Below are 18364 nucleotides of genomic sequence, written 5' to 3' on the forward strand. Positions count from 1 at the left end.
TCACCACCGTGCCATGGCCGCTCGCCCTTCAGAGCAAGCGCCGTTCTCTCTCCAAAACTTTTTGCAGAACCTTCAGGACACTATCACCTCGCTAGCCGCGAGCGAGACTGAACTAACTCGGAAGGTCAGTTGACTCTTCGCCGCAACGGCCCATCCTTGATTGTTGGCCTACCTTTCCGACCAACTTTTGAACAGGGAGGAAACAATGGAAGCCGTCAATCGTAGATCCACACTTGCACTCGGTCTTACACTGGCCGCAACGCCTCTGATCGCTTGGGGGACACCAGCATCCGCCCAGACTTACGGCCCCGATGAGGGCAAGGAGGTCTCACCCGGCGTCAGAGTTGTAGCGCTTGGTGAGCGCAAGTCGGTCATACCAGCCTATGCAACGGTGAAGCTGCGCGATGTTGTCATTCAGCCCGGAGCGAAGACGGCTGACAACATGATGAAGAACGACATGCTCTGCCACATGACTGAGGGAGAACTTTCGGTCGTTCACAACAAACAAAAGTTCACAGTCAAGAAGGGCGATGTTTGGGCCTGCGCTAATGGCGCTACGACAGAAGGCACCCAGAACACGAGCAGTGCGGTCGCGATCATGCGGGTCATCGATTTGATGCCCGCATAAGGGAAGCGGCCTGGTGGAAGTGCGGCAATGGCCGCCCTAAGAGGAAGCCCGGCGCGCATCTGTCGTATTAGGGAACGTCCAGCGAAGGGCCGCTTTCCATCCATCTCGGCCATCGACGACAGCCAGCTGAGTTGAGTTTGAACTCTAATGCCGCAGGATCTTGCTCAGAAAGGCGCGGCTGCGGTCGGTCTTCGGGTTGGAGAAGAACTCGTCCGGCGTGCCGCTCTCGACGATGGCGCCTGCGTCCATGAACACGACGCGCTGGGCGACCTTGCGGGCAAAGCCCATCTCGTGCGTCACCACCATCATGGTCATGCCTTCCTCGGCCACCGCAACCATGACGTCGAGGACTTCCGAGATCATCTCGGGGTCGAGCGCCGAGGTCGGCTCGTCGAACAGCATGATCTTGGGGCGCATGCCGAGGCAGCGCGCGATCGCCACGCGCTGCTGCTGGCCGCCTGAGAGCTGCGCCGGATAGGCATCGACCTTGTCGGCGAGGCCGACCTTGGCGAGCAGCTCGCGCCCGGCCTTCTCGGCCTCAGTCCGCGGGATCTTGCGGACATGGATCGGCGCCAGGGTGACGTTCTCGAGCGCCGTCTTGTGCGGATAGAGGTTGAACGACTGGAAGACGAAGCCGATCTCGGTGCGCAGTCGCGTCATGTTGGTGGCGGGGTCGCCGAGGCGCTGGCCGTCGACCGTTAGGTCGCCGTCGCGGATCGTCTCCAGCCCGTTGATGCAGCGGATCAAGGTGCTCTTGCCCGAGCCGCTCGGGCCGCAGACGACGACCACTTCGCGCGGCTCGACGCTCAGCGTAATGTCCTTCAGCACGTTGAGCTGGCCGAACCATTTGTTGACGCCGCGAAATTCGATCATGCCGGCACCATTCTTGCTGCTGAGGTTCGTCATAGCTGCACCTCGCCATGGGCTGCGCCCATGCGCTGCTCCAGCCGTCGGGCCAGCATGATCAGGGGGTAGCAGACGATGAAATAACCGACGCCGACGAGGAAGAAGACGAGCAGGCCGTTCGGCACACGCTGCACCACCAGCCACCCGACGCGGGTGAGATCGGTGAGCCCGATGGCCGAAACGACCGAGGAATCCTTGATCAGCAGCACATATTGCCCGACCAGCGGCGGCAGCACGATGCGCATCGCTTGCGGCAGCACCACCTGGCGCATGCGCTGCCAGCGCGACAGGCCGGACGCCAGCGCCGCCTCGACCTGGCCGGTCGGCACCGAGCGGATGCCGGCGACGACGATCTCGCAGATGAAGCAGGCGGCCAGATTGGTCAGCGCGATGATGCCGGCGGTGAAGGCGTCGAGCTCGATGCCGAGTTCCGGCAGGATGAAGAAGATCAGGAAAATCTGCACCAGGAACGGAGTGCCGCGGATCAGGTCGACCCAGCCGCCGATCGCGCTGCTGATCAGCCGGTTGCCGCCTGTGCGCAGGATGCCGAGGCCGAAGCCGAGCAAGGTGCCCAGCACCAGGCTGATCAACGACAGCACCACGGTCATGCCGAGGCCGCGCAAGGCGAGGGGATAGCTGCCGGCGATGCTTTGCAGTTGCTGCCAGATCATGTCCGTGCCCCCGCCAGGCCGAGCCAGCGCCCGGAGAGTGCCGCCAGTCCCTTCAGCCCGTAATAGAGCAGCAGGTAGAAGGCGGCGATGGTGATAAAACCTTCGGCCGGCATGAAGCGGTCGGAAGCGAGCAATTGTCCGGCGCGCGTCAGTTCGGCGACCGAGATCAGCGACAACAGCGCGGAATCCTTGACCAGCACGATCGCCTGGCCGAGCAGCGGCGGGATCGTCACCTTAAACGCCTGCGGCAGGATGACGAGGCGCATGCGCTGGACATAGGTCATGCCCGAAGCGACGCCGGCCTCCACCTGGCCGCGCGGGATCGACAGGATGCCGGCGCGGATGATCTCGGCGACATAGGCGCCGCTGTTCAGCGACAGGGCCAGGATGCCGACGACGAGCTCGGGCAGGACGAAGCCGAGCCGCGGCAGGCCGAAATAGAGGAAATAAAGCTGCGCCAGCAGCGGCGTGGCGCGCACTGCATCGATATAGGCCTTGGCCGGGACGCGGAACAGCCGGCCGCGCTGCAGGTTCATCGCGGCGAGTACGATGCCGACGGCGAGCGCGCCGGCAAAGGAGAGGACAGACAGCCACACGGTCGTGACGAGGCCCTGCCCGAACAGGGGCAGATATTCGACGATGGTGCGGAAGCTGAAGTTTTCGAGCATGGTGAGGCGGTGACTGGTGACTGGTGACTGGTGAATGGCGAGTAGCGAGTAGCGAGTAGCGAGTAGCGAGTAGCGAGTAGCGAGTAGCGAGTAGCGAGTAGCGAGTAGCGAGTAGCGAGTAGCGTTCCCTACTCCCTACTCCCTATTCCCTCTACTCAGTGATCCTTCTTCCAGGCGTCGGAATTGACCCAGTAATCGAGGTTCTTCTGCAGGCGGCCGTCGAGGCTGACCTGGTCGAGGAACAGGTTCATCCAGGTCAGCAGGTCCTGCTCGTCATAGCGCGTGGCGAAGGCCAGTGGCTCCTTCGACAGCATGTCCGGCATGATGATGAAGCTGCCGGCCGGATAAGCGGTTGACTGGCCCTTGACCGCCGAGACGTCGTTGACGCCGCAATCGGCCTGGCCGTTGTTGACGGCGTCGAGCAGCAGCGGGCCGCCGCCCTTGTAGCTCTTGATGTCGGCATCGGGAAAGGCGGCCTTGGCTTCCTTCTCGCCGGTGGCGCCGAGCAGCACCGCGATCTTGGTGCCCTTGGCCTTGCAGTCCTCGGTGGACTTGAAGGCGGTCCCAGCCTTGGTGAAGACGGTGCTGCCCGTGTACATGTAAGGCTTGGTGAAGGCGACCTTCATGCCACGCGCCAGTGTCGGCGTCATGTCGGCAACCAGAAGATCGGCCTTGCCCGACAGCAGCGCCGGGATCAGGCCGTCCCAGTCGAAGTCCAGGAAGGTGATCTTGACGCCCATTTCCTTGGCCATCAGTTCGGCGAGTTCGACCGAACTGCCGGTGCGTTCGCCGGCGGCGCCGACCAGCGAGAAGGGCGGTCCCTGCGTCTGCACGGCGACGCGCAACTCACCGCGCTTGGTAATCTCGTCGAGCGTTCCGGCACTGGCGGCAGCGGTGAGGCCGGCGAGCGCAAGTCCGGCGATGAAAAGCTTGGCAATCTTCATTTGGGCATTCCTCCTTGTTGTCGTTTGTTGTTCCACTTGTTGCTTCACCCCATCGAGGTGCTTTTTGAGCGGCAGCGCCGTTGCCGGCGGCAACCACCGTTCGAAAATCTTCAATCCCAGCTCACCGTTTCGGCAACCTTGATGCCGCGCCTGGCCAGCTCGTCGAGGAAGCGGCCTTCGGGCACATGCAGCAGCGGGTTGAGCAGGCCGGGCATGGCGATCTCACGCCGTGCCAGCATCTGCGCCACGATACTGGCGGGATAGCCGACGCCAAGGCTCATGCCGAACAGGCCGGAGGCGAGGTCGCGTTCGATGACCAGCTCCGAGGTCACCGTCTTGCGGCGGCCGCCTTCGCTGCCGACAAAGACGTTGCGCATCACGCAAAGGTCCTTCTCGTCGGCGCCATATTGCAGTTGCGGACCGAGCAGCCGGCCGAGGAATTCGCGTGGGCTGATGCTGGTGCCGGGCACCTTGTCCTCGGACAGGAAGCCGAGCTGCTTCAGCGGCGCCCAGAACGCCGACCAGCCGGGCCAGCGCAGCGAGTAGCGGCCGGAGCGCTGCAGCCCCTTGGCGGCGGCGAGCATGCCGGCATAATGCGGCGCGTCGCCATTGGGAAAGGCCTCCAGCCTGCCCAGCCCGGCGATTTCGATGTCGTGGATGAAACGATTGTCGTGCTGGCGGGCGGCCGGCACATCGACCCGGTTGCCGTCCTCGACCAGCACGCTGTCGCGGTTCTGGCTGACCAGAACCATGTCGAAATTCCAGCTCACCTTGTAGCGGAGCGGCTCGACCACCGCCTTCGGCTCGGGAATACCGCCGCAATAGGAATCGATCGCGGTGATGGTGTCGAACTGGCTTGCGGCGCGCGCGTAGAGCACAAGGTCGATGCCGGGATCGAGCCCGCATTCGGTGACGATCGAGACGCCGGCCTTTTCGGCCTCGGGCGCGAGATCGGCGATAGCCTTGCCGTAATTGGTGGTGACCAGCGGCGTGCGCGTCGCGATCGCCGCCTGCACCGCCTCGCGCATCAGTGGCTGCGGCAACAGGTCGATGACCGCGTCGACGTCCTTCATCACATCGGCCAGCACCGGACCGATCGCGCCCTCCGGCACGACAAAACGCACCCGGGCAAGGTCGGTCAGGCCGCCAAGCCGCGCCGCGCCGTCGGTTGCGGTGTCGAGGCAGACCACTTGCTCGACGCCGTCGCTGGCAACGAGATCGGCGATCGCTGCCCGGCCTTGCAGGCCGAGGCCGCCGAGAACCGCGATCTTCATGCAATTTCCTTTCGCGTCTCGTCCGACCAGCAGCCTTCCGGCAGGCTGACCCATTTGTTGCAGGACGCCATGACGACGAAGGTTTCGCTGCGCACGACCTCGCCCGGCTCGCCGGCGCCGGGGATCAGCTCGCTGGTGACGCGGTAGAGATCGGCGACATCGCCGGCCACCGTTACGTCGACGATGATGTCGAAGCGTCCGGTGACGACGGCGGCCGAGTTCACGAAAGGCAGTTCGGAGATGCGCTGCGCCAGTTCACGCGCCCGGCCGCGCCCTTGCGCGTTGATGCCGACGATGGCCGAGATCAGCTCGGGGCGTTCGGTCAGGTTAAGCAGTCCGACGATCTTGAGCAGGTTGCGGTCGAGCAGGTTGCGCAGCCGCATGCGCACCGTCGGCACCGAGATCGCCATCTTCTCCGCGAGGCGGTTGACGCCAAGCTGCGCATCCTGCGACAGCAGCTTGACCAGTCGCCGGTCGGTCTGATCGAGATGTTCCCGCAAACGCTCAGGCTTTCATAAAAGGAAATAAACGGTCGAATTTTCTTTCTGATATGAAAATACCTTATGAGAGATTTTTAACAACGGCAAGAGCCACGTCATCCGCGGTGCCCCTGTGCCTGTCGGCAGTTTCGTCGCAGATGCCACATTTTGTTCTTGCTTTGTGCCGGCAGCTATGCTACTAATTTGGGTATGGTGCTAATCGCGCCGCCGACCCGCCCTCCCGAGGCGGGTTTTTTGTTTTCCGGATACCCTTTGAAGGTTCAGCGCCGCCGGCTTGAGTTGGCGGTACAGCGCCGTTCGGGACGCGCTGTGTTCGAGGGTGAAAGAAGCAAGTGACGCAAGAGGTGCCTGGAATCCATAGCTTAGAAAGGAACGGTAGATCGACATGAAGAAGATTTCTCATCTGTTGGTGCTGACGGCAATCTGCACCATTACCGCCGTTATGCCGCCAGTTGGCGCCGCATATGCCCAGAACGCGCCTTACTGGCGAGCGGACTGGGAGGAGGGGCCTTGCACCGGAGCCTCGTGCTATACCGACTGGTCTTTCGTCCAGGCGGAGAATCCGGCGGAAGCCGATCCCAGCCTGAACGCAATTGTCAGCGGCCTGGTCTCGACCGGCGCAGGGAATGTATCCTCGCACGGCGGCAACAGCTTCGGAAAGTTCGAAACGACGCTGGCTGCCATCAATGCCGGGAAGCCCCACTCCAAAGTCTACAAGGAGTGGCTCTTTGCGGGCGGCCTGGCCAAGAACGACGCTTTCGGACGTCCGCTCCAGGCGATGTCGCCGTCAGGGATCGATGGAACTTATGTCGCGTGGTTTTTCATTCCCTCCGATTACCAATACGCGGGAAACGGCTGGACGAATATCTTCCAGTTCAAGGTGACCGAGCAATCGCCTTTCAAGCAGGATCCAACGTGGTGGGTCAACCTGACCGACAATCCGACTGACGATGTGGTGATGCTGCATGTGGAAAATGCGGCGGCCGGAGTCCACAATCCGGCTAACGATGTTCCCGCCCCGAAGGGCCGCTGGTTTCAGCTGCGCGCGGATCTCTATGAAGGGGTAGGCATCGATTGGTATCTGGATGGGGTGTTTTGGCAATCGTCGTCGAACGCAACCTGGCCGGTCGGGCGAGATTCCGACGGATCAGGTACACCTCAGTCATTCGTGTTTGGGGTGGGTCACTATGGTGGAGTTGGCAAACTCTACACTGATGATGCCTACATGATTGCAAAGTAGCCACTGACACATTGCCGAAGTGCATAAAATAACAAGCTGCTTCGGGTCCAACCGGGCGGCTATTTTTGCACCTAGAGCGCGTCGCATTGAACGGATCCTGCGACGCGCTTTAAGTTTTTGTTTTATGCATGTCGCAAAATCGCTGCGAGGCGCAACCTCAACTTATTGTGCCTTCACCTGATAGGCGGAGAGGCTCATCCGAGATATCGCCAAAAGCGGCTTCTCAATAAAACTATAGCTGGCCAGGGAGACGGCGATGCAAGCGGCGACAAGAACCGTGCCTGCGAGCCATGGTGATACATTGGCGCTTGCAACGACAGGAGCGGTCGCAAGCAGCACGATAGGATGTGTCAGATAGAGAGAGTAGGAAGCATCACCCAACCTTGCCAGCACGCGAGGAGCAAGAAGCCGGAAGTAGCTTTCCAGGCTTATGCAAGCCGCGACAAGGATCAACGCCGGGATTCCCTGAGCAAGGGTTCGCGGCAAGTTGAAGCCAAGGCCCATCACCAGCATGGACACGATGGCGAACACGAGTGCCGAGACACCCAGGACGGCAGGCAAACGCGCCAGCCTGCCGACCAGGTGGCCGAGAGCCATGCCGGCAAGGAACTCAAACAGGATTGGCGTGGTATAGAAAAACAGCACAGTATCGGCGGCGGGTTTGAAGATGATGCGCGCCGCTACGGCGATTGCAAAGACAACGCCGACCATGGCCATTTGCGTCAAGGTGCCAAGACCCATAGTCGCCGCGAACAGAATGTAAAACAGGATTTCCAGATTGAGCGTCCAACCCACGCCAAGCACTGGTTGGACATAACCTGTAACAGTGTCGAGATAGGGAATGAAAAGCAGGCTATTGGTGAGCTGCTCAAGAGACACTGCACGACCGGCAAACAACCAAAGTGCGGCGACCATGACGAAGGTCATAACCCAATAGAAGGGAACGACGCGCGTGAAGCGCTGCATCAAAAAAGCACGATGGTCGCGACGTCTGTTCTCCGTCGAGAGAACCATGACAAAACCGCTGATGATGAAAAACAGATCGACACCACTGTTTAGGATGGGAATACCCAGATCGAGCATGCCCAGTGCGGCCGGAAGATGATAGATAACAACCATGAGGGCTGCTAGCCCCCGCAGGATCTGTACCGATGTATACTGTTGAACCCGGCGCGGCGCAGCGTGATCATTCTCTGGAATGATGTTCATCGAAAAATGGTCCCCTGTGCGGGGAGCATTAACACACGGGGTCGTTGATGTGCTGATTAATTGCTGGTTTAATTAATGCGTAAAGTTTTAGATAAGTTTTACTGACACCAGCACGCGGCTATACTTTAGACCCGCCCGACTTTGGCCTGCCTCTCTGTCAAAACCTGGCATCTCCCCAGTGAAGAGGAGATTGGCTGTTTCCCCGCGCTAACGGCTGGTCTCGAAGATAGCGACGGCTGCCGCTGTCAGCGCGGCGTTACCGGGTGCTACTGTTCCATCAGGAAGCTCCTTGCCGTCTTCCAGCCCGACGCGCGTCGACCAACGGCGTTCCGCCGCCCGGTGCACGAAAGGCCAGACCGTGGCGTCGGCACCGTGCAGCAGGATCGCCCGGCGCATCCCGGCGCCGTCGAGCACGGCGGCGATATCGTCACTGACCTCCAGCGCCGCGTCCAGGGGCTGCTCGGAGATTTCGAGCAGGATGCGCAGCACCCGTTTGCCATGGTCGAGGCTCACCAGGCGTTCGGCGTCGGCGACGGAGGCAAGCCCCGCCTCGATGCCGATGCCGCGCTGGCGCAGACTCTCCATGACGGCGGGCGCGGCGTCTTCGCTCAGATTGACCGAGGCATAGTCGGGCAGCTCGCTCCAACCGGCGATCGCGGCCAGCGTCCGCTCGTCGTCGTTTTCGATCCAGGCGCCGGTCGACACGCCGATCAGCGTTCCCGGACAGGCACGGCGGAGCGCCATCACAGTCCGGTCCATAGCCGCAGGCGCGATGCTTTCGCGGCCGTCGAGTCCGCGCGCATGGACATGCAGCTCGGCCGCACCGGCGGCAATCGAGGCCGCACCGTCGCGCGCCATGGCTTCGGGATCAAGCGGCAGTCGCGGGTGGAAATCGGCGCTGCGCGCGCCATTGATGCAGGTCTGGACAATCATTGAGATGGCGGTCCCGTTGAAGTGGAACAAGTTTAGCGCACGACAACGAAATCGGAAATCGGATGATATCCATCCCGCGAAGCTCACCCGGCAAGAAACGGGTGGTCTGCGCGCGCTGTCTCACCCATCTCTGGTCGTAGAGAAGGAGGCGAAGCCATGACCATCCATTCGATAGGCGCGAAAGCGGCGATCAAATCGGCGGAGGCGCGCGTCGCCGCCTATGATTGGCCGAAACTCGCCGGCGAGCTGAGCGGCTATGGCTGCGCGGTGATGGAAAAGCTGCTGACGCCGCAGGAGTGCCGGCAGATCGCCGGGCTCTATCCGGACGAGAGCCATTTCCGCAGCCATGTCCACATGGCGCGGCACGGCTTCGGCAAGGGCGAGTACCGCTATTTCCGCTATCCCTTACCCGACTTGATCGGCGGCTTGCGCACCGCGCTCTTTCCGCGCCTGGCCGCGGTCGCCAACGACTGGAACGCGCGCATGGGTATCGCCCAGCGCTATCCCGACGAACACGCCGCGTTCCTCGAGCAATGCCACGAGCAGGGCCAGACGCGGCCTACGCCGCTGCTGCTGCAATACGTTCCCGGCGACTTCAATTGCCTGCACCAGGATCTCTACGGCGATCTTGCCTTCCCGTTGCAGGTGGCGATCCTGTTGTCCGAACCAGGCAAGGATTTCACCGGCGGCGAGTTCGTGCTGACCGAGCAGCGTCCGCGCATGCAAAGCCGCGTCGAGGTGGTGCCGCTGCGCCAGGGCGATGCGGTCGCCTTTGCGGTCCACAATCGACCGGTCCAGGGCACGCGGGGCAATTACCGCGTCAACCTCAGGCACGGCGTCAGCCGGCTTCGCTCCGGCATGCGCCACACTGTCGGTATCATCTTCCACGACGCCAAATAGCCGAGCCGCTCGGCCCGGCGACGAATTACCTGGAAAAATCGCTGCGCACGATGCCGTGGCGCTGGAGCTTGTCGTAGAAGGTCTTGCGCGGAATCCCCAACGCTTCGATCGTGCGCCTGACATCGCCCTCGTTGCGGCCAAGCGCCTCGCGGATGATGTCGGCCTCGTAGCGCTCCAGCCGCTCCGGCAGCTTCATGGCGGCGTTCGATTCGGTCGGGGCAGGGGGTTGTGCTTCGGCGCCTTCCTCCAATCCAAGCACGAACCGCTCGGCGAAATGTGCCAGTTCGCGCACATTGCCCGGCCAGTCATGGTCGCTCAGACGGCGATGTACCGTGGCCGGCACTGCCGGCACCGGACGATGGAAGCGGGCGGCGGCGCGCTCGGCGAAATAGAAGAACAGCAGGGCGACATCGTCGCGGCGCTCGCGCAGCGGCGGGATCGAGATCGTCACCACGTTGAGCCGGTAGTAAAGGTCCTCACGGAAAGCGCCGCGCTGGCGCGGATCGCCGAGGTCGACCTTGGCGGCGGCGACGACGCGCAGATCCACCGGCCGCACCTCGTTGGTGCCGAGCGGAGTGACCTCGCGCATTTCCAAGACGCGCAGCATCTGCACCTGTGTCGAGACCGGCATGCTTTCGATCTCGTCGAGGAACAGCGTGCCGCCGCTGGCATGCTCGATGCGGCCGATCCGTTTCTTCTGCGCGCCGGTGAAGGCCCCGGCCTCATGGCCGAACAATTCGCTCTCGATGACGGTCTCCGGCAGCGTGCCGCAATTCAGCGCGACGAAATTGCCCTTGGCGCGGCGGCTCCAGCGATGCAGAAGGCTTGCCACCACCTCCTTGCCGGAGCCGGTCTCGCCGGTCACCAGCACGTCGACATCGGTGTCGGCGATCTGGCGCAGTGTGCGGCGCAGCCTGTCCATCGCCGGTGTCTGGCCGATCAGCGGCAGGCCGTCCTGCGCCTCTCCGGCCGCCTCGCGCAAGGCGCGGTTCTCCATCACCAGGCGGCGCTTTTCCGCTGCGCGACGCACGCTCTGCACCAGCCGGTCGGCGGCGAAAGGCTTGGTGATGAAGTCGTAGGCGCCGTCCTTGATCGCCTTGACGGCCATGGCGATGTCGCCATGCCCGGTGACGAGGATGACGGGAATGTCGGCATCCAGCCGCAGGATGCGGTTGAAAAGCTGCAAGCCGTCGATCTGCGGCATGCGGATATCGGACACCACGACGCCGGCAAAATCGGCGTCGAGCCTGGCCAGCGCCTCGGCCGCCACCGCAGAGGCCGAGATCGAGAAGCCGGCAAGCTCCAGCGTCTGCGCGGTGGCCTTGAGGAGATCGCGATCGTCGTCGATCAAGATGACCGGCGCGGCATTGTCGTTCGTCATGATGGCTTACGCTGCTTTCATGAGATGGATGGAGAAGCGGGTGCCGCCGTCGTTGCTTGAAACCTCGATGCGGCCGCCATAATCGGCGACGATGTCCTTCGAGATGACGAGGCCAAGGCCGAGGCCTTTTTCCTTGGAGGTGTTGAACGGCGTGAACAGCGACTTGAGAATCCCGGGCGGAATGCCAGGTCCGTTATCGGACACGCCGACCGTCACGCCGTCCGCGGTCTCCTCGACCGATACCTGCACATAAGCGTCGTCGCGGCCGTCGAGTGCTTCGAGCGCGTTCTGGAAGAGGTTGATCAGCACCTGTTCGAGCCGGACCCGATTGCCCATGACTTTGAGGCTCGGCGGCGGCAGGTCGATGGCCAATGCGTCGAGCCGACCGGCAAAGCGGCTTCTCAACAGCATGACCGCGCCCTCGACAACACCACGTAATTCAACAGGCTCGGCGGCGGTGCGGCCCTTGCGGGCAAATGCCTTCAACTCCTCGGTGATTGAGCCGATGCGTTCGGTAAGTGCTGCAATGGCGCCGAGGTTTTCCTCGGCCGGCCCGGTCTGCTTGCGGTCGAGGAAGGTGCGGGCATTGTCGGCATAGGCGCGGATGGTGGCGACCGGCTGGTTGATCTCATGGGCGACACCGGCGGCGACCTGGCCGAGGATGGCGAGGCGGTTGGCCTGGACCAGATCCTGCTGCACGATTTGGAGCTTGGCTTCGGTGCTGCGGTGGCCTGCTATCTCGGCCTGCAGCCGGTCGCGGGCTTGGCTCAGATCCTCGGTGCGTTCGACGACGCGGCGTTCGAGTTCGGTGCGCGCCGCCTGTTCGGCGGCAATCCGCATCTGCGCCGACTGCCGCCGCCACAACAGATACGCGGCCAGGCCGAGCAGCGGGACGACGGCACCCAGTGCCAGAAGCCGCATTTCGCGGACGGCAGCGGCGATCGGCGCTTCGGCCGGGATCAGATAGTCGAGCTGCCATGGGGTCGAAGGGACCGGCGTGGAAAGGCTGAGATACTCCGCCTCACTGCCGCCGGGCGTCACCGCGTGGACGATCGACACATCCGGGCTGAGCGCCTGCCGGTGCATGATCGGCAGCGGAACCAGCGGCGCGTCGCCGAACTGTTGGCTGTCGCGGATCGCGGCTTGCTCAGGTCCGGCCAGCGGCGCGGTTGTCATGAAGCGCCAGGACGGCACGCTGGTGATCAGCACGACGCCCTTCTCGTCGCTGACATAGGCCGGGCGGTTGGCCTCGCGCCAGTCGGCTTCGAGCTGGTCGAACTCGGCCTTGACGACGACGACGCCGAGCGGTGCGGCGGCATCGCCGACGCGCCGCGAAATGTAGAGGCCGGGACGCTTGCTGACATTGCCGAGCGCAAAATACTCGGCGGTTCCGGCCTGCATCGCGCCGGAGAAATAATCGCGAAAACGGTAGTCATTGCCGACGAAGCTGATCGGCTCGCGCCAGTTGCTGGAGGCGATCGCCAGTCCGTCGGTGCCGACGACATAGAGCACCGAGGCCTTGGTGCCGGAGACCAGCCCCTCGAGCTTGCGGTTCAGAACATCGATTGCCGCGGCATTTTTCTGCGACAGCGCGTCACGCACTTGCTGGTCCGCGGACAAAAGCAGCGGCAGGGCGCGCGGGCTTTCGAGCACGGCGCGCAGCAGCGCGACCTTCAGATTGGCGTCGGTACGCCCCTGTGCCGCCAGGGTCCCGACCTCGGCGGTGCGGCCGTAGAGGCCGGCGCCGTAGAGCGTTGCGGTGAGGATCAGCAGGGCGACGGCCGTAAACAGCAGCCAGGCTCGGCGCGCCCGCCTGGCGAGTTGCTCGGGCGTCGAAGACAAGGCACCGGCGGGGCGTTGCAGCATCGCCCATTTGTGCATGAACTCGCACAAAACACAATTCGACCTATGCGGAGATTCGCACTTGTCTGTGTGTCCAGCAGTGCGGACGTTTGCGAATGCTCAACAAAATCAATGATGAAAAGCTCTTCTGCGTATCTGGCACGGCTGTTGCAAACACGAATTCAGCAGTCGCGAGGCTGCTGGTCAAAACAACTGCCCCGGGGAGTCGAGCTTTCGATCGGGGCGCCATGGAGGACGTCATGCAGACAACAATCGCTGCCGCCGAGCCGCGCGGCAAACTTCCCTTATACCGGCATCTTTATGTGCAGGTGCTGGCGGCGATCGCCGCCGGTGTGCTGCTCGGCCATTTCTATCCGGAAACCGGCGAGGCGATGAAGCCGTTCGGCGATGCCTTCATCAAGCTGGTGAAGATGGTGATCGCGCCGGTGATCTTCCTGACGGTGGCGACCGGCATCGCCGGTGTTTCCGACCTGCAGAAGGTCGGCCGCGTCGCCGGCAAGGCGATGATCTATTTCCTGGTGTTCTCGACGCTGGCGCTTGTCGTCGGCCTGGTCGTCTCCAATGTCGTCCAGCCCGGCGCCGGCATGCACATCAATCCGGCCACGCTCGATACCACCAAGGTGACGGCCTATGCCGAGAAGGCGCACGACACAACCATCGTCGGCTTCCTGATGAACATCATCCCCGACACCATCACCGGCGCCTTCGCGCAGGGCGATATCCTGCAGGTGCTGTTCTTCTCGGTGCTGTTCGGTGTCGCCCTGGCGCTGGTCGGCGATCGCGGCCGTCCGGTCGTCGATTTCCTGCAAGCGCTGACCACGCCGATCTTTCGCCTCGTCGCCATCCTGATGAAGGCCGCACCGATCGGCGCCTTTGGCGCCATGGCCTTCACCATCGGCAAATACGGCATCGGCTCGATCGCCAACCTCGCCATGCTGATCGGCACATTCTACCTGACCGCGCTGCTGTTCGTGCTGGTGGTGCTCGGCGCGGTTGCCCGCTACAATGGCTTCTCGATCCTGGCGCTGATCCGCTACATCAAGGAAGAGCTGCTGCTGGTGCTCGGCACCTCGTCCTCGGAAGCGGCATTGCCGGGCCTCATGGCCAAGATGGAGCGCGCCGGCTGCAACCGCTCGGTGGTCGGCCTGGTCATCCCGACCGGCTATTCCTTCAATCTGGACGGCACCAACATCTACATGACGCTGGCGGCGCTGTTCATCGCGCAGGCGACCGACACGCCACTCACCTACGGCGACCAGATCCTGCTGCTCGCCGTCGCCATGCTGAGCTCCAAGGGTGCCGCCGGCATCACCGGCGCCGGCTTCATCACGCTGGCGGCAACGCTTTCGGTCGTCCCCACCGTGCCGGTCGCCGGCATGGCGCTGATCCTCGGCGTCGACCGCTTCATGTCGGAATGCCGGGCGCTGACCAACTTCATCGGCAATGCGGTGGCGACAGTGGTGGTGGCACGCTGGGAGGGAGAACTCGACCAGACGAAGTTTGCCGCCGCCATGGCCGGCGACTTGCCGGAGGAAGTCGACCTGTCGCTGCCGGGTTTACAGGCCGCCTGACTGTCCAGGCCACATGACTATAAGCCCCGGAGGCGGTTCGCCGGCTCTGGGGCAAAGCACCGGCGGTCGCGGCATGCCGCCTGAAACGCAACCTGAAGTGGCCCTGTTTTCGACGCGGGGCTTGTTCCAGCCGCATTTGAAGGCCAGTATCCGCCATGCCTTCAAGGCACCCGTCCGCTTCGCTCCGACCTGATCGCGAGGCGAGACATTTCCGTCGGGCTCGGTTGCATCTCATCCTTGCCGAATCGTCGGAGCTTTTGCTGCCGCCGACCCTGACCATGGCAGCAGCCTCGAAGGCAATAGCGGCCTCAGTACGAAGTCGCAAAGCGAAACGTGACCGGTCTCCTCGTGGAAAGCGCAGGCTTTCTCCCAGGGAACTCGTTGCGTGCCAAGAGGGGCGCTTGAAGAGGGGGCGGCCCATGAGCGGGCCTTTGCCGAACCAAAGCAAGATGCGAGGTCAAACGCGATGCAGTCTGTCCAAAACAGGATTCCGGTATCCATCATTATCCCGAATTACAACTATGCGCGGTTCCTCAAACGCAGCATCGACAGCGCCCTCGAGCAGGACTACGCGGATGTCGAAGTCATCGTCGTCGACGATGCATCGCAGGACAATTCCACGACAATCATGGAATCGTATCGCGACGAGATCCTCGCATGTCCGCGAGCGCAAAATGGCGGACACGCCGCGGCATTCAACACTGGCTTTGCAGCGAGCTCGGGCAAGATCGTCCTGTTCCTCGACGCCGACGATTATCTTTATCCGACCGCCGTCTCCACCATCGTCGACACCTGGGACGAGGCAACCGCCCAGGTCCAGTCCAGACTGCATATCGTCGACGAAGGGCAACGCATCAAGGATGTCTTTCCGCCGCCCGAACTGCCTTTCGACAGCGGCGATGTCATGCCGAAACTCCTGCACAAGGGCCGCTACCAGACCACCGTGACCAGCGGGCTGGCGTTCGACCGCGCAACGCTGGAGTCGATCATGCCCATACCGGAGCCGGAGTTCCGCCAGGGCGCCGATGGCTATCTTGCCACGCTGGCGCCGATGTACGGGCACGTCCAATCCATCGACGAATGCCTCGGCGCCTACCGGATCCACGGCGCCAACCATTCGGTCTTCGGCGAAAAGCTCGCCGAGCGGGCACGCTGGCGGGTAACCCACGATTTCCGCCGCATGCAGGCACTGTCGGACCAGGCCTCCGGGATCGGCCTGACCATCGTGCCGTCGGATGCCGTCCGCCACGATCCGGTCCACCTGGAAGAGCGGCTGGCGTCGCTCTGCGCCGACAGAGACCGACACCCCGTGGCCGACGATTCCCGGCTGGCGCTCGGGGCGGCCGGCGCCGTCGCCAGCCTCGAAATGACCGCATCCCTGCGGCGGCGCGCAATCCTTGCCGCCTGGTTCCTGTCGGTCGGGGTGTTGCCGCGGAAAATGGCAACGGCGGTGCTGTCGTGGAAGCTCAATGCGTCGTCGAGGCCGGCATTTTTGAGCCGCCTGTCGAAGAGAATCCGCCACGCCATGGGATAGAGATGTCGGCGCATGCTGCCCGAAAAGCAACAAATCCGCCGAACGCCTCTTCTCGGTTCAGACGAGCGCGAAGGCAGGGAACCCTACCGAGGCTCTCACAAATCGATCACGGCCCCGCCTGCCTGGACCGATCCTGCGGCTCAACGGCTCGCTCGACCAGGACATGCGCTTCCCGCGCGGCCTCGACGAACGCGTCCCTGGCGGCTTCGGCCCAGCGGTCGTCGCTCATGGCGCGACGGCATGTGCGCAGTGCCAAGCCGTGTTTGGCGCTGCCGGCGTCACGCCAGTGGGCTTCCAGCAATTCGACAGCCTGCCGTGCGTTGGAAATGTTGCGGATATCTCCCACAATGCCGACCGCAACCGCAACCGGCTTGGAAAACCATCCTTGGTTCATGGCGGAGCCTTCGACGTGTTGAACTACCTATAACGAAAATCGTAGCGCAAGGTTTCATTCGCGCTAGTCACCACGGCGTGAGGCGGCCCTCACTGCGCCGCGCGCAGCTTGACCACGACGCTGCGCGCCACAAGCACCAGCACCGTGATGACGATCAGGATCACCGAGAGTGCGGCGATCGCCGGGTCGATGTTGTCGCGCAGGCCCATCCACATCAAGCGCGGCAGCGTGATGGCGTTGACCGAGGTGATGAACAGGGTGACGCCGATCTCTTCCCAGGAGAGCACGAAGGACAACAACGCCGCGGTGACGATGCCGAACTTGATGTTGGGCATGATGATGCGGGTGGCGCGCTCCCACACGGTGGCGCCGAGACCGCGCGCGGCAAGATCGATGCGGCGGTCGAGCTGGCTGAGCGACACCAGGATCAGCACCGTGGCGAAGGGCACCGTCATCACCGCATGCGCCATGGCGACACCCAGCCAGGTGTCATAGCCGAAGAACGACGAGAAACCCGAGATCGAGGTCAGCAGGAAATAGAGCGTGATTGCCGAGACCACCGGCGGTACCACCATCGGCAGCAGCACGAAGCCGACCAATGCTGCGGTGAAGCGCGGCTGGAACATCCAGACGCCGAGGCTGAAGCAGAGCGCCAGCACCGTGGAAAAGGCGCTGCTGACGACGCCGATCCTGATCGAGAGCAGGATCGAGTTGATCCAGCGCGGATCCTCGATCAACGCCCGGTAATGGCGCAGCGACAATTCGCCCGACGGCATCGCCAGCATGCGGCTCGGCGTCAGCGACACCGGAATGACGGCGAGCAGCGGCAGCAGCAGGAACAGCGCGACCAGGGCGGCGAGGATCAGCGAGACGGGACCGGGGCGATAGGTCGGCATCGCGCTACACCAGTTGCTTTGGTCTGACATAGCGGAACAGCAGCGCCATCAGCGCGCCGACGAACAGTACCAGCACCACGCTGATCGCTGCACCCAGGCCCCAGTCAGGGCTCTGGAAGATACGGAGGTAGATCAACTCGGCGATCATCACGCTGCGGCCGCCGCCGAGGATCGCCGGCGTCACGAAGAAGCCGAGCGAAAAGACGAAGACGATCAGCGCCGAGCCGATGATGCCGGAGCGGGTCATCGGCACGAACACCGACCAGAAGGTGCGCATGCGGCTGGAGCCGAGGCCGCGCGCCGCCAGCAGCACGCGGTCGTCGAGACTGCGCATCGAAGAGGCCAGCGGAAACACGGCGAAGGGGATGAGGAAATGCGTCATGCCGACGATGACGCCGAACTCGTTGCGCACCAGCGCCAGCGGCTCCGAGATGAAGCCGACCGCCTGCAGCCAAGTGTTGATCAGGCCGCGATTGGACAAAAGCGCCACCCAGCCGAAGGCGCGCGTCAGCACCGAGATCCAGAACGGCACCAGGATGCAGAACTCGGCCACGACGCGCTGCACCGGTGTGCCGCGCACCCAGACAACGGTGATGGCGTAGGCGGCGGCAACCGAAACGATCGTCACGATCGCCGCGATACGCAGCGTGCGGATGAAGACCGACTGCACCAACTGATCCGTGAGCAGCGCATTGTACTGCCCCAGCCCCGGCGTGGGCAGGGTAAAACTCCATTTGACCACGCCGAGGAATGGCCAGGCATAAGCCAGCACAAGAAAGAGGAGCAGCGGCGCCATCAACAGCGCCGCGCCCATCCTGTCGGAGAGGTATGCTCTCATCCGGTTATCCCGGC

18 protein-coding genes are annotated in these 18364 nt (G+C 63.2%); 5 read left to right on the forward strand and 13 right to left on the reverse strand.

The window, feature by feature from the left end:
* The first annotated feature begins 205 nt into the window (after window positions 1–205).
* On the forward strand, window positions 206–628 hold the full coding sequence (locus tag NKH29_RS14330) for a hypothetical protein (protein ID WP_352641025.1): 423 nt from the start codon (window positions 206–208) through the stop codon (window positions 626–628).
* A gap of 144 nt (window positions 629–772) precedes the next feature.
* Here the strand turns inward: NKH29_RS14330 and NKH29_RS14335 are convergent, their stop codons facing one another.
* From NKH29_RS14335 to NKH29_RS14360, 6 genes are all read right to left on the reverse strand, one after another.
* Entirely contained in the window at window positions 773–1501 is a 729-nt protein-coding gene (locus NKH29_RS14335) for an amino acid ABC transporter ATP-binding protein (protein ID WP_031194468.1), read from the reverse strand.
* 29 nt (window positions 1502–1530) lie between these two features.
* Window positions 1531–2205, reverse strand: coding sequence for an amino acid ABC transporter permease (locus NKH29_RS14340; RefSeq protein WP_023720610.1), 675 nt, complete (start codon window positions 2203–2205; stop codon window positions 1531–1533).
* Window positions 2202–2873 carry an amino acid ABC transporter permease gene (locus tag NKH29_RS14345; protein WP_023720609.1) on the reverse strand — a complete coding sequence of 224 codons (672 nt, stop codon included), beginning with the start codon at window positions 2871–2873 and terminating at the stop codon, window positions 2202–2204. The genes NKH29_RS14340 and NKH29_RS14345 overlap by 4 nt, the downstream gene beginning before the upstream one ends.
* 155 nt (window positions 2874–3028) lie before the next feature.
* A complete protein-coding gene (locus NKH29_RS14350) occupies window positions 3029–3817 on the reverse strand; it encodes an ABC transporter substrate-binding protein (RefSeq protein WP_023720608.1) in 789 nt (262 codons plus the stop codon).
* A 110-nt stretch (window positions 3818–3927) separates the two neighbouring features.
* On the reverse strand, window positions 3928–5091 hold the full coding sequence (locus NKH29_RS14355) for a saccharopine dehydrogenase family protein (protein ID WP_352999952.1): 1164 nt from the start codon (window positions 5089–5091) through the stop codon (window positions 3928–3930).
* Window positions 5088–5591, reverse strand: a complete 504-nt coding sequence (locus NKH29_RS14360) for an Lrp/AsnC family transcriptional regulator (RefSeq protein ID WP_352999953.1) — start codon at window positions 5589–5591, stop codon at window positions 5088–5090. Before NKH29_RS14360 ends, NKH29_RS14355 begins: the two co-directional genes overlap by 4 nt.
* Before the next feature lie 385 nt (window positions 5592–5976).
* Between NKH29_RS14360 and NKH29_RS14365 the strand changes: the two genes are divergently transcribed.
* Complete coding sequence (locus NKH29_RS14365; protein ID WP_352816449.1) at window positions 5977–6831, forward strand: hypothetical protein; 855 nt, start codon at window positions 5977–5979, stop codon at window positions 6829–6831.
* Between the two features lie 162 nt (window positions 6832–6993).
* On the opposite strand, the gene NKH29_RS14370 is transcribed toward NKH29_RS14365, so the two are convergent.
* The gene (locus NKH29_RS14370) at window positions 6994–8040 is read right to left on the reverse strand and encodes an acyltransferase family protein (RefSeq protein WP_352999955.1); all 1047 of its coding nucleotides are present in this window, start codon (window positions 8038–8040) and stop codon (window positions 6994–6996) included.
* Between the two features lie 207 nt (window positions 8041–8247).
* Window positions 8248–8973: a 3-keto-5-aminohexanoate cleavage protein gene (locus NKH29_RS14375; protein ID WP_352481702.1), complete on the reverse strand. Its 726-nt coding sequence runs from the start codon at window positions 8971–8973 to the stop codon at window positions 8248–8250.
* A 156-nt stretch (window positions 8974–9129) separates the two neighbouring features.
* On the opposite strand from NKH29_RS14375, the gene NKH29_RS14380 reads away from it, so the two are divergent.
* Complete coding sequence (locus tag NKH29_RS14380) at window positions 9130–9873, forward strand: 2OG-Fe(II) oxygenase (RefSeq protein ID WP_352481701.1); 744 nt, start codon at window positions 9130–9132, stop codon at window positions 9871–9873.
* 25 nt (window positions 9874–9898) lie between these two features.
* Here the strand turns inward: NKH29_RS14380 and NKH29_RS14385 are convergent, their stop codons facing one another.
* On the reverse strand, window positions 9899–11254 hold the full coding sequence (locus NKH29_RS14385; RefSeq protein ID WP_352999957.1) for a sigma-54-dependent transcriptional regulator: 1356 nt from the start codon (window positions 11252–11254) through the stop codon (window positions 9899–9901).
* 6 nt (window positions 11255–11260) lie between these two features.
* Window positions 11261–13120, reverse strand: coding sequence for a sensor histidine kinase (locus tag NKH29_RS14390; RefSeq protein WP_352999959.1), 1860 nt, complete (start codon window positions 13118–13120; stop codon window positions 11261–11263).
* Between the two features lie 236 nt (window positions 13121–13356).
* Here NKH29_RS14390 and NKH29_RS14395 point away from each other — a divergent pair, with 236 nt between their 5' ends.
* A complete protein-coding gene (locus NKH29_RS14395; protein WP_352999961.1) occupies window positions 13357–14688 on the forward strand; it encodes a dicarboxylate/amino acid:cation symporter in 1332 nt (443 codons plus the stop codon).
* Between the two features lie 466 nt (window positions 14689–15154).
* Window positions 15155–16222: a glycosyltransferase family 2 protein gene (locus tag NKH29_RS14400; protein ID WP_352999963.1), complete on the forward strand. Its 1068-nt coding sequence runs from the start codon at window positions 15155–15157 to the stop codon at window positions 16220–16222.
* Window positions 16223–16328: 106 nt separating this feature from the next.
* On the opposite strand, the gene NKH29_RS14405 is transcribed toward NKH29_RS14400, so the two are convergent.
* The 3 genes from NKH29_RS14405 to NKH29_RS14415 all read right to left on the reverse strand — a co-directional run bounded on the left by NKH29_RS14405 (window position 16329) and on the right by NKH29_RS14415 (window position 18350).
* Window positions 16329–16616: a DUF982 domain-containing protein gene (locus tag NKH29_RS14405; protein WP_352589581.1), complete on the reverse strand. Its 288-nt coding sequence runs from the start codon at window positions 16614–16616 to the stop codon at window positions 16329–16331.
* A gap of 89 nt (window positions 16617–16705) precedes the next feature.
* Window positions 16706–17512: an ABC transporter permease gene (locus NKH29_RS14410; protein ID WP_352999964.1), complete on the reverse strand. Its 807-nt coding sequence runs from the start codon at window positions 17510–17512 to the stop codon at window positions 16706–16708.
* Between the two features lie 4 nt (window positions 17513–17516).
* The gene (locus NKH29_RS14415; RefSeq protein WP_292659757.1) at window positions 17517–18350 is read right to left on the reverse strand and encodes an ABC transporter permease; all 834 of its coding nucleotides are present in this window, start codon (window positions 18348–18350) and stop codon (window positions 17517–17519) included.
* Window positions 18351–18364: the final 14 nt, after the last annotated feature.

The organism is Mesorhizobium sp. M1295, assembly GCF_040318135.1.
Taxonomy (GTDB): Bacteria; Pseudomonadota; Alphaproteobacteria; order Rhizobiales; family Rhizobiaceae; genus Mesorhizobium.